This window comes from Microcystis sp. M165S2, assembly GCF_020245885.1.
Classification (GTDB): domain Bacteria; phylum Cyanobacteriota; class Cyanobacteriia; order Cyanobacteriales; family Microcystaceae; genus Microcystis.
Genome location: NZ_JADBTZ010000068.1, coordinates 1 through 11957 on the forward strand (window position 1 = coordinate 1; position 11957 = coordinate 11957).

The following is an 11957-nucleotide window of genomic DNA, read 5'->3' on the forward strand; positions in this document are numbered from 1 at the left end:
CCCCATCTCCCCATCTCCCCATCTCCCCATCTCCCCATCTCCCCATCTCCCCATCTCCCCATCTCCCCATCTCCCCATCTCCCCATCTCCCCATCTCCCCACACCCCTTTAGCGGATAGCTGCAAACCAGAGATTGTCCACTAGAATGTTAATCAAGTTTGGAGACCACCGCCATGGATGACTTAATTAATGCTCCCTCCCCTTTTCCCCAAGACATAGAAATGACGCGGACTCCCCCCTGGGGGACGGTGACGGTATTGGAGGAAGGTCCCCGGTATCGCATCAATCGCATTGTCATTAAACCCGGCCATCACATGAGTACCCAAATGCACTACCATCGCAGTGAACACTGGATTGTCGTCTCCGGTACAGCGCGGGTAATCTGTGATGAAAAAGAAACTCTCCTCAAACAAAAAGAATCTACCTATGTTCCCATGAATACCCGTCATCGGGTGGAAAACCCCGGTTCTATTCCTCTGGTGATGATCGAGGTGCAAAATGGCGAATATTTAGGCGATGATGATATTCACCGTTTTGATGATCGAGAATAGGACAGTTTTCTCCTGTACATACTTTAGTTATTTGCCAAAATCTCGATCGTGGATGAAAAAATTATCCTGGTGACAGGGGCTGCCCGTTCTGGAAAAAGTGAATGGGCCGAATATTTAGCCAAAATCAGTCAAAAACCCGTTATTTATATCGCCACCTCCTCGGTGGATGAAAAAGATCAAGAATGGTGCGATCGCATTGAAAGACACCGGCAGCGACGTTCCCCCCAATGGCAAACCCAAGAAATTCCCCGACAATTAAGCGAAACTATTGATAATAGCCCATTTTCTCACTGTTTGTTAATTGATTCCCTCGGTACTTGGGTAGCCAATTGTTTAGAAATGTCGGCAGCCGAATGGTTAGAAATTAGCGATCGATTCTTGTATTCCCTCAAAAATGCGGCGGTTGATGTTATTCTGGTAGCGGAAGAAACCGGTTGGGGTGTGGTTCCCCCTTATCCCCTCGGTCGTCTGTTTCGCGATCGTTTAGGCGATCTCTGTCGTAGAATTGGCACAATAGCAGACGCAGTTTATCTAGTTACCGGCGGCCATGCTCTTAATTTAAGTCAATTGGGTCAATCTTTGTCGATAATTGGGCAGTAGAGAAGATGAGCAACGATTATCAGCGTCAAGTGATTGATTTTTATGCCCGTCGTCACGATTACGATAACCATTTTACCCAAGCTCGCGCCCTTAAATTAGTAAATTATCTCTATTCACAAAAAAGCCAATCTGTGCTAGACGTGGCAACGGGAACGGGTTTTATTGCGGTCGCAATTGCTCCAAAAGTAAAAAGTGTCATCGGGATCGATTTCACACCAGCAATGATTGCCAGAGCCGAAAAAAAGCTAGAAGAATTAAATATCGAGAATATTGACCTAATTAACGCCGATATAGCTGCCATTGACTTTGCCGAGTCTAGTTTCGATCTGATCACCTGTTCTCTGGCAATCGCACTTTTCCCCGATATCCCGCAAGTGCTGGGAAAATGGTATCAATGGTTAAAAAAAGGCGGTTCGGTCGCTTTTTCCTGTCATAATTTAGAATCCCACTTCCTACCCTTGATCAGTGGTGTTTGTCGCGAAACCTATGGTTTTGAGTTGCCTAATCTGCATACTCCCATCGCCACCCCAGAAAAATGCCATCAATTGCTGGAAAATGCGGGATTTACCAATATATCGGTCAATGTCGAGCAACTAGGTCGATATTTGCCCCTAGAAACCGCCAAAAACTTCTGGTATGGGCAGTATTTTCATCCTCAGGATAATCCTCTCGATCTCGCGTTGCGAGCGCGTTGCGACCGCCTATCGGCTGCCGAAATTGCGACTCTAGTGAACAATTATCGCCGAGAAATCGAGAAAAATGCCACCGATCGGGGAGTATGGCAAGATGCAACCACTTTTTTTGTCACTGCTAGTAAAAGTTAGAAAAAGATCATGAGTCAAGTTAAAACCATCTCTGGACGAGCTTTACCCTTGCGAGGCAACGATATTGACACCGATCGCATTATTCCGGCTCGTTTTTTGCGTTGTATCACCTTTGAAGGTTTAGGAGAACAAGTGTTCGCCGATGATCGAGCCGCTTTACAGGGGAGTCATCCTTTCGATCTACCCCAGTACCAAGGAGCGAAAATTCTGGTAGTCAATGGTAATTTCGGTTGTGGATCTTCTCGGGAACACGCACCGCAAGCAATTTTACGTTGGGGAATTCAAGCAATTATCGGGGAAAGTTTCGCCGAAATATTTTTTGGCAATTGTATCGCTAATGGGGTTCCCTGTGTCACTGCTGAGGCAAAAACCATCGCCCATTTACAGGATTTAATTGCAGCTAATCCCGAAATTCCCGTCGATCTTTCCTTGACAACTATGACGGTGGAATGGGGGGATTTTGTCGCTACCGTGTCTATGAATGAAGGTTCCCGACAGATGTTAATAGAAGGAGGTTGGGATACCTGCGGACAGCTGTTACAAAATCTCGATCTGATTCAATCTACCGCGCAAAAGTTACCCTATTTAAGTTTCGTTTAGAGAAACAATCTAGGGTGAGGGTGCGTTAGTAATAGATTAACGTACCCTGGCAGGGATTTTGGTTGAATGCAGCGGCTGTAAATATTAAAAAATCTGTCCTATGACTAATCCTGATCATAATCTCCAAAATATCCAAGAACCGATTTTAAACGCTCCCGAAGATGTGCGAAAAATCATCGATCGAGTTTTAAAATTGGAAAGAGATAAGTTATACCAGCGCAATCCTCGCAATATCAATGATGATGTTTTAACGATTATTAAAGAAGTAATTCAATAATCAGTTATCAGTTATCGGTTCACTGTTCACTGTTCACTGAAAAAACTTCCCCATCATCCCCTGTCTCTAAATATGAAACTACTATCAATAAAGTTATGTAATTTTCGACAATTTTATGGTAAGACTCCTGAGATACATTTAGCGGCAAGTTCTCGCAATACAACGGTAATTTATGGCAATAATGGGGCAGGAAAAACAACCATTTTAAATGCTTGTACTTGGGTGCTTTATGAAAAATTTACGGCAGCTTTTGCCGAACCAGAGTTATTAGTTAATAAACGGGCAATTACAGAAGTCAGCACGGGAACCTCCATAGAATGTTCCGCAGAAGTGAACTTTGAACATGAAAATAAACGCTATCAGGTAAAACGAAAATTTTTCGCCTACCAAGATGTAAATAGTAAAATTCAATACGGTCAAAATAGTTTATATATGCTCTACGCTGGTGATGATGGCAATTGGTACGCACCCCATCAACCCCCGGAGGATATTATTAATCAAATTTTACCCGAAAGTTTACACCGTTATTTCTTTTTTGATGGGGAATATATCGATCATCAATTTCGCAGTAGTAGCCAAGGAAAAATCGCAGAAGATACAAAGGAATTATTGGGAGTTAAAGTATTAGATAGAGCGATCGAGCATTTAAAAAAAGCTAGAAAATCTTTACAAGATGAACTTAAAGATTTAGGTGAATCGGATTTAAAAAAGTTATTAAAACAGGAAAGTAAAATTGAGCAGGATTTAGAGAAGTTAACCCAGCGTCAGCAGGATATTATTAACCAGTTATCCCAGCAGGAAGAATTAAAAAAAGCCTTGACTAATCGCTTATTAGAGTTAAGTGGTGCCGAGGAATTAAAACAGTTAAAAGAAAAATTAGAACAACAGGAAAGAAATCTGCGGCAAGATTTAGTCAGAACTAAGGATAAGTTAAAGAAATTAATTTCCCAGCAAGCTTATCAAGTCTTTTTAAAAGAAATTAATCAAAATTTTCAGCAATTAATCGATCGCCTACGACAACAAGGGGAATTACCCAGTGGTATCAAACAGCAATTTGTCCAACAATTATTAGAGGGAAAAAAATGTATTTGTGGCCAGGAATTACAGGAGAATAGTCAAGCTTATTTACAGGTACAAGACTGGATGAATAAAGCAGGAATGGCCGATGTGGAAGAAGCGGCCATTCGCTTATCTTCCACAGTCAAAGAAATGGATAAACGGAGCTTAGATTTTTGGCAAGAAGTGGATAATTATCAAGCTAATATTCACCAGTGGCGCTTAGAATTATCTTTGGTAGAATCAGAATTAGATGAAGTTCGGGATAAATTTCGCCATTATCCCGATGAAGATATTAAAAATCTGCAATCTCGCTTAGATGCGATCGAGGATTCCCTAAAAGATTTACGCTTGGAACAGGGCAGCAATAAAAATCAACTAGAGATCTATGAAAAAGAGTTAGAATCCCTGCAAAAACAAGTACAAAAACAGCAACAAAAAGAGGCAAAATCTAATTTAGGACAACGACGTATTTTAGCGACTCAAGAGGCAATTAATCGCATTAGTGAGGTAAGACGGAGATTAGAAAATCAGTTTCGTTTGTCCTTAGAAAAACGGGTACAGGAAATCTTTAACTCAATTTCTTTTACTCCCTATATTCCCCGTATTAGTCCCGATTACGAGGTAAGATTATTAGAAAATACCACAGGATTCGCCATTCCCGTGGCAGCTTCCACCGGAGAAAATCAGATTCTCAGTTTATCTTTTATCGGGGGAATTATCGATCGAGTGCGAGAAGGTCGTCAGAAAAATACTTTGATGGGAATTGATAGCAGCACTTTTCCTCTGGTGATGGATTCCCCTTTTGGTAGTCTCGATCATATCTATCGTCGGCAAGTTGCGATCGCTATTCCTAAATTAGCCAATCAGTTAATTGTTTTGGTGACAAAAACTCAATGGAGAGGAGAAGTAGAAACCGAGATTTCTCCCTATATTGGTAAAGAATATGTGTTAGTTTATAATTCTCCGAAAGCGGATTGTCAAGAGGATTTAATTAATCTTCATGGTGTTGATTATTCTCTGGTGAAACGCAGTCCTAATAATTTTGAATATACGGAAATTATCGAAGTTAATCGATTCTAAATTTTAACTTCTAATAAAACGATCGATTGCTGTGTTCATTACCCCAACACGACTGGATAATTCCACAAGTTCCGTGGTGACAATATTATAATCCCCCAAATATTTCTGGAGATTAGTTCCCTCTTGTTGATGAGCAATTTCTACCAACCTTTCCTCTCGCAATTCTTGCAAATGATCGAGGATTTCTTCTAAAGCATCTTCGAGGGGAGGTAAGGGAAGAGGAGGATTATTTGTTTGCAAAGCTTGGGTTAATTGCGTCAAAGCTTGGGTTATTTGTTGCGTGAACAGACTCAGATTAGGATGGGGAGGACTACCGCGATATTGTTCCAATTCCGTCAATAAAACTGTCACCCCGCGACCAAAACGGGGAATATAATTACTTAAAGTGATTGCTGGTTCCATTTGTGCAAAGGGTGTGCTAGGATCATCAATTAATCTTTGTAGGGCCGTTTGCATAGTTGCATTTGCTCGTCGAGCTTTATCGCGATAGGAAGATAAACTTGCAGTTTGATAGGATGATTCTCCTAAATAAACTGCCATAACTGACTGAAAATATATTTGATTAGCTTCTAATGCTTTAATGGCAGCGAGGGAAAAAAGTTCATCTTCATTAAACCGTAAAAAACCGAAGGAAAGTGCAAAAGCTAAAGCACTACCGATTAAAGTATAAACTATTCTGATATACTCTAAATTAATCCCGTCATTGCTGACATCGAGACGACTGATGATTAAAGCAAAAATTGTGATAAAAAATACGGCTAAACTATAGTGAAATCGCACCAAAGCTAAAGCGATCGCTATAGAAATCACCCCAATAATTTCTAACCAGATCGAATTATCTATAATTGGCAACAATGCCAAAACAAAAAACGAGCCTAAAATCGTACCAAACACCCGATTAAAAAAGCGCTGAAAAGTCAAGCTAAAATCTGGTTTTAACACAATAACTAAGGTTAAACCAATCCAAAAACTATGGGTAATTCCTAGCTTATTGTAAATCAATACTCCTAGCGCACTTCCCAAACCCAAGCGTAAACCGTGACGAAATAGGGGCGATTCTAGATTAAAATTAGATTTTAATGGTTGCCACCAAGCTTTTTCTTGACCGTACTCTTTTTCTATCCCTTCAAAGTTCCGCTGCCAAGTATTTTTTTTATCTGAAAAGTCCTCGCTTTGCCGCAAATGTTGCGCTGTTTCACTGGCTATTTTTAGCTGTTTAGATAATTTTTTTAAACGATTATTTAATTGCGAAATTGCCACATAACTGCTATAATCATCCTGAGCATTTTCTAAAACTTTAGCTTGCAGATTTTTTTGTTGCTCGATCGCCTTGAGTAATAACTGCAAGCGCTCACAATCCGGTTGTTTATTTTTACCCAAAATTAACCCGGCAATATCTTCGCTAATTTCCGCCACTTGCACGAGAATATCTTCTAATAAAATACCCACCGTGGTCAGTTGTGGCAAGGGATAAAGATGAAGCAATTCTCGCAGTGCAATTAAGCTGGTATTAATGCGATCGCTATCTTCAATCAAGACGATTAACAATTCCCGCAGCTCACTTTTTCCCCAACGTCCCCGACGCGTCAAGGTGACAGTTTTCCTAGAACGGAGCAACAGTTGCCGGATTTTGTTAAAATATGGCTCCTCATTAACATTAGAACGAGAGTGTAAGGGCAAAGAGCGGAGACAAGTGGCGATACCCTGAAAATTTTCCGCCGTTACCTGACGTAAAGGCTGATTAGGGCGAAAAGGCCAGATAAACAGGGCTAAAAAAATTGTCCATCCCCCTCCCAACACAGCGATTCCGGCCCGTTGTAAAGCGACGATAATATCTCCCGATGGCAAAGAAACAGCAAAAAGCAGCAATAAACTGATTACTAACCCAGCTAACGCCCCATTTTCCCCGTAAACCGTCAAATAACCCGCTAGAAACAACCCGCAAAAAACTATCACTACGGTCAATCCTAACCAAGCACTGGCTAATGTGCCAATAATCAAAGCTAGAGCCATCCCAATAGTCGTAGCGACTAGGGTTTTCGCTCTCAGGCAGTAAAGTCCCCCCACATCGGCTAAAATCAAGGTTTGAGCCGCTAAACCCACCATTAACCCCAATTTCGACTGATCTAAAATATCACCGATAATAATCGGGACTGCGATCGCTAATAAAGTCCTAATCCCCCGCTCGATCTCGATATCGCCACTAGGACGCAATAAAAAACCAAATCGCTGAAGTAGCATATAGCAGTTATCTTAATGGTGAGGTACACAGTTTTCGTTTTCGGGAGTCAGTATTCTCCGAGTCACCTGATTAGGTAACGATTTCTCCCCTGACTCCTGACTTGAAAGAGGGTGTAGGGTGTAGGGTGTGGGGTGTAGGGAAGGAAACCTCTTTCATCTGTGGGGGTGAAAATTTTTTCATCGGGACTGACTCCTAACTCCTCAATTCTGCTCTATTAGGGCAGCCAACGGGGTTTAAAACCGGCGTTGAGTTCTTGAGGTAAAATTTTCGGGATGCTATTGGGACTGAATTGATCGGGGAGTGGTAATAACCAGAGACGACCATCGGCAATGCTCGACCCCTCCCCGGTGACTAAATCATTTCTGACTCCAAAGGGTGTGGTTGCTAACTGATCAAATAATAAGGCCACGCCATCGGGAGACATACTCATATGCACGTCACGATAATTAGGTAAAGCCAGCAGTGGCATCATTTTACCCGTTTTTAGCTCAATAATCCCTAAAAATGGTTCTTCTTTCACTTTGCCATCGCTGCCCATGACCAGATCGCTTTTCAGACAGTAAAGGGTTTTTTCTTGTCGCGGTTCAAATTCACAGCTAATAATCGGATTAACTGTTCTTAATAGTAGTCTTGACTCTCCCTGATCGTTGAGCAGAAATAGCGATCGCTGATTATCCGGTTCTGATTTCACCATTAATTTTTGGCGACCATCCCGGGAAAAAGCGAGGATTTTCTCGTAGGTAGGCAAAAATTGCGGTTTTCCCGCTTGGACATCCAAAGGAATCACCGCTACCCCTCCCGTTTGACTGACAACCGCTTTTTTACCGTCGGGAGATAGTAAAAAATTATCCCCTTGCATTCCTAACGGTCGCGATTGTCCATCATCACTGATTACCCATAAACTGGCATCCCCCGGATTCCCATGATTAATTCTCTGCACGATTAGGGTTTTGCCATTATCTGAGAGATTAAAGCGAAGATTTTGATAGGTTTTCGCATCTAAAAACCTTTCTATACGACCACTGGGCAAATTTTGACCATGTTCGTCATGATTTAACCCCGTAGTAATTGTGTAAAGTTGCTGTTTTGGGGTATCCCGTCCTAGGTCAGAGCGATCGAAGGCCGAGAATAAAATTCTTTCCCCCCTCGGATAGATTTGAAAATCCGTGACCACCAGATCCCCAGGGGTAAGGATGGTTTTTTTCAGTTCTGTGACGTTATTTGCCCCCTGAATGATATTACAGACGATTAAACGGCCTCTTTCCTCTTGGTTGACTCCAATATAGGCAAAAGCTCGATCGTGGCTGTAAAATTCTCCGATAAAATCCTCACCTTGAGCAATAGGTAACTTTACTTGATATTTTTTGCCGTAGATGGGCAATTCCGTCAAGGTATAGGTCAAGCGATCGCCAGACCAGCTAATTTTACCCGGCAAGGGAGGATCGATCACCAAGCTGGTTTCTATGTCGGAACGGTCAATCGGTCGATTAAAACTTAAAGTAAAATAATTGTCCCTAACGCCGATTTTTCGCCCTTGCCAGCTAAAATTCTCCCCTCGGGTAGGAACTTGATTTCCCTGGATCAAAATCGACGATATCGCCGCAATTAAAGCCAAAATACTCGCTAACACTAAGCGATCGAACCAAGCTAATCTTTTCATACAGTTATCAGTTATCAGTTATCAGTTAGAAAGGGGATTTAGGGATTTAGGGATTTAGGGATTTAGGGATTTAGGGATTTAGGGATTTAGGGATTTAGGGAAATTTCAGCTAAATGCCCCACGTCCCCACGTCCCCACGTCCCCACGTCCCCACGTCCCCACGTCCCCACGTCCCCACGTCCCCACGTCCCCACACCCCACACCCCACGTCCCCACGTCCCCACTTCCCCACTTTCTTATCAGCTTTAGTAATGATTGTCATCGGTTTTTTCAATCGAATAAATAAAAACGCCCCCAAAAAGGAAGCGTTTTTTAACTTATCATGAGGACTTAGCAAAATGTGTGCAGAGTTAGAACGCGGATGTTGGATGGGGATCCAGCATCTGTTTATTTTTAACCATTGATCGCCGCTGCCGTCAAGGCCATGGGGATAGCATCACCGGAAGCTAAATCGAGGGGGAAGTTTTGAGCGTTGCGTTCGTGCATTACTTCAAAACCAATGTTAGCGCGGTTGATCACATCCGCCCAAGTTGCGATCTCGCGTAGCGAGCGCGTTGCGACCGCACGTCCCTGGGAATCAATAATCGACTGGTTAAAGTTGAAACCGTTGAGGTTAAAAGCCATGCTTGAGATACCCTGGCCGATAGGGTAGATTAGGAAGACAGCAGTAGCAGCGGATACAGGTGCGGAATAAAATAACTCAGCCAATTAATTGGGTATATATGTAGCAAAGATTACTTTGCAGTATATGTTCAAGTATATTTATAGGCACTGCGATTGTGTCCCTTTTTTGGGTTTATTTATTTCAAAAATTATCTCTTTATTTGTATATTTTTAAACTTGTATAAAATTGATTTAAGTTTTGTAAAAAGTAGTTGACAAAATCCGATCGAGATCAAGGATAACCCTATACCTAAAGTTGACAAAATATGGTAAGGTGGACTGAGTAATAAAACTTATCACTAAACTACTATCAGTGACAAGTGCCAAATTCACCACCAGAAGGCTCAATATAACTATGTCCAAACGGTTTAAATTCGACTCCTCCGAGATGATTTATCTCACCGATAAACTGATGAATGCGGCCAGCAATCGTTACTCGATCGTCGTGCAAGTCGCTAGACGGGCCAAACGCGTCCGCTACGATACCGTAGAAAATATCGATGACCCGATGATTAAACCCGTCCAACGGGCCCTGATGGAAATGACCGACGAATTAACCGAACCGGAATTATTACGCGATTAATCCCCTAAAATTGCCTGGAACCCACCCTTACAGTTCATCGGGGTTGATACCCAGTGATCTTAGTCTTTCCGCTAGTCGTTGGGCTTTTTGTTCCGCTTCCTGTTTAGCCAAACGTTCTTGCTGGGCGATCAAAAGTGCTTAAGCGGCGATCGCTTCCGCATTCATTGCCCTTTCCTCTGAGGTTAAATAGCGATTTCCCGATTGATCATAATGATTGCCGGTTCGTCGGGATTGCAATAAATCCCCATATCTACACCAAAATACCAGTCGTCCCGCTCCATCCAAATAAATGCTAATAAACTAAGTAATAGATTGGGAATATCGTTGGTGTAACTGTTTATCCACGGGTGTTTCGTTAGAACAGGGCAATTCTTCGGCACTGGGAAGAAGGCGATTTTTATTGTAGGAAAGGTTAACCATAGCGATTGTTTTGACTAGGGAAATTACCAAGTATTCGGTTGAAAGTCAGCATCATTAATAATGGCCACCGTATCCCCGGAGGGTTTAATCACAAATAGTCCTTTTTTATAAGCGTATCGATCGATCCCCTCGTTGATTTCAATTCCCGCCACCGCACCGTAAGCTCGATAGTTTTTATAATGGGGAAAAGCGATTTTAAAACGGGTCAATTTTTCAATAAATTCATCCACATCATCTTTAGATAATCTCGATTTACATTCCACCACCACGAGATCGGTATCATCGACGGCTAGAATATCAATTTCCATGGCGATGCCCTGACGCTTGACTCTAGCGCGGGGATAAACTTCTTTAATATCGATGCTTTTTTCCTGAAAAAGCCGTAAAACCGCCGGTTCTACCAATTCTTCCACAAATCGACCCCAGCGAGTGGTGAGACTATCTACCGCTCTGCTGGTTCGTTCAACCGTCCGTTTCAGTTCTGTCATCGAGCGCTCGCTTTCTAGTTTAGATTCGGCGAGGAGGTTCTCTATTTCGACTCTATGGCGGTCATATTCCGCCTTGGATTCGGCAGCCCGGCGATCATATTCCTCGGCGGAGGCGCGGAATAGCTGGTAAATATCCTCAAGAGTTACCGGTTCATTCATAGACTTACCTCTAAAACACCCCTGATCATTTTAGCGATTCCGTCGAGAAGCCGGACGAGAGCGAGAGAGCAAAACGGAAAGAAATATTAAGAATTATGTAAAAGACTTGACAAATGTGCGGGGGGGGTAAAATATTTCCGGAATTTACAACGCTCAAAGAGCTTAATTTTAGATGAAACTAAGTAGGGCTGGCTGAATAATGGTAAAACCCTTTTAAAATAAGGCTTTTGACCTGTTAAAATCCGATGCTAGTGCAAGAATATAGGATTGAGACCTTCAAATCTGCCTTTTGCCTGCTTCAATTTCTCTGACAACGCTCGAATTGAGGAATAAAAATGAACATCAAGTTTTCACCTGTTCCTGTTGAAGACCGAGAAAGGGGAAGAAACGGTAATTGTTACAATCCTGGTTCTCCCCTGACTGAAGCCTTGACATCCTCGCCGCCCTAAAAGTGCGGCGATTCCTAAACCTCACGATTTAAGTTTCTGCTTCCACCACCGTCGCATACCACAGTTAAAAAACAATGTACTGTCTTACACAGAGTCCACAGACTTTCGCCCCATTTCAGAAGCCCGATTCCGTGTGTCCCACGGTACGTTTCCAGCTAAACGCTTCTTGTACTTGTTGCGCGCGACTTTTTACCCGGCCAAGCTTTTCTGGTCGGAACCCCCTAAGCCGAGTTTTCAAGGTGCTGCGCCGTCCACTTGGTTTTCGAGACTGGCCTTTTAATTCTAACGTAAAGCCAACCTAG

10 protein-coding genes and 2 pseudogenes are annotated in these 11957 nt (G+C 42.5%); 7 read left to right on the forward strand and 5 right to left on the reverse strand.

All coding sequences use genetic code 11. The annotated features are described in order from the left end of the window. The first annotated feature begins 173 nt into the window (after positions 1-173). The 6 genes from IM479_RS03770 (at position 174) to IM479_RS03795 (ending at position 4991) form a co-directional block, all read left to right on the forward strand. Positions 174-551: a phosphomannose isomerase type II C-terminal cupin domain gene (locus IM479_RS03770; RefSeq protein WP_287076345.1), complete on the forward strand. Its 378-nt coding sequence runs from the start codon at positions 174-176 to the stop codon at positions 549-551. A 48-nt stretch (positions 552-599) separates the two neighbouring features. Next, positions 600-1151: a bifunctional adenosylcobinamide kinase/adenosylcobinamide-phosphate guanylyltransferase gene (gene cobU / locus IM479_RS03775; RefSeq protein ID WP_286826882.1), complete on the forward strand. Its 552-nt coding sequence runs from the start codon at positions 600-602 to the stop codon at positions 1149-1151. A 5-nt stretch (positions 1152-1156) separates the two neighbouring features. Beyond that, positions 1157-1975, forward strand: a complete 819-nt coding sequence (locus tag IM479_RS03780) for a class I SAM-dependent methyltransferase (RefSeq protein ID WP_287687819.1) — start codon at positions 1157-1159, stop codon at positions 1973-1975. A 9-nt stretch (positions 1976-1984) separates the two neighbouring features. Then, complete coding sequence (gene leuD, locus IM479_RS03785) at positions 1985-2575, forward strand: 3-isopropylmalate dehydratase small subunit (protein ID WP_002796901.1); 591 nt, start codon at positions 1985-1987, stop codon at positions 2573-2575. A 100-nt stretch (positions 2576-2675) separates the two neighbouring features. After that, positions 2676-2852, forward strand: a complete 177-nt coding sequence (locus IM479_RS03790) for a hypothetical protein (protein WP_199273191.1) — start codon at positions 2676-2678, stop codon at positions 2850-2852. A gap of 72 nt (positions 2853-2924) precedes the next feature. Further along, positions 2925-4991, forward strand: coding sequence for an AAA family ATPase (locus tag IM479_RS03795; RefSeq protein ID WP_287687816.1), 2067 nt, complete (start codon positions 2925-2927; stop codon positions 4989-4991). A 3-nt stretch (positions 4992-4994) separates the two neighbouring features. On the opposite strand, the gene IM479_RS03800 is transcribed toward IM479_RS03795, so the two are convergent. The 3 genes and pseudogenes from IM479_RS03800 to IM479_RS03810 form a co-directional block, all read right to left on the reverse strand. After that, entirely contained in the window at positions 4995-7232 is a 2238-nt protein-coding gene (locus tag IM479_RS03800) for an FUSC family protein (protein ID WP_287687814.1), read from the reverse strand. A 215-nt stretch (positions 7233-7447) separates the two neighbouring features. Then, a complete protein-coding gene (locus IM479_RS03805) occupies positions 7448-8893 on the reverse strand; it encodes an Ig-like domain-containing domain (RefSeq protein WP_287687813.1) in 1446 nt (481 codons plus the stop codon). Between the two features lie 393 nt (positions 8894-9286). Continuing rightward, a pseudogene (locus IM479_RS03810) lies at positions 9287-9568 on the reverse strand (photosystem II q(b) protein); the annotation flags it as partial. A gap of 343 nt (positions 9569-9911) precedes the next feature. Here IM479_RS03810 and IM479_RS03815 point away from each other — a divergent pair. Further along, the gene (locus IM479_RS03815) at positions 9912-10139 is read left to right on the forward strand and encodes a DNA-directed RNA polymerase subunit omega (RefSeq protein ID WP_002761217.1); all 228 of its coding nucleotides are present in this window, start codon (positions 9912-9914) and stop codon (positions 10137-10139) included. A gap of 27 nt (positions 10140-10166) precedes the next feature. Here the strand turns inward: IM479_RS03815 and IM479_RS03820 are convergent. Then, a pseudogene (locus tag IM479_RS03820) lies at positions 10167-10559 on the reverse strand (hypothetical protein). A gap of 23 nt (positions 10560-10582) precedes the next feature. Then, on the reverse strand, positions 10583-11206 hold the full coding sequence (locus IM479_RS03825) for a DUF3782 domain-containing protein (protein ID WP_287687811.1): 624 nt from the start codon (positions 11204-11206) through the stop codon (positions 10583-10585). Between the last annotated feature and the right edge of the window lie 751 nt (positions 11207-11957).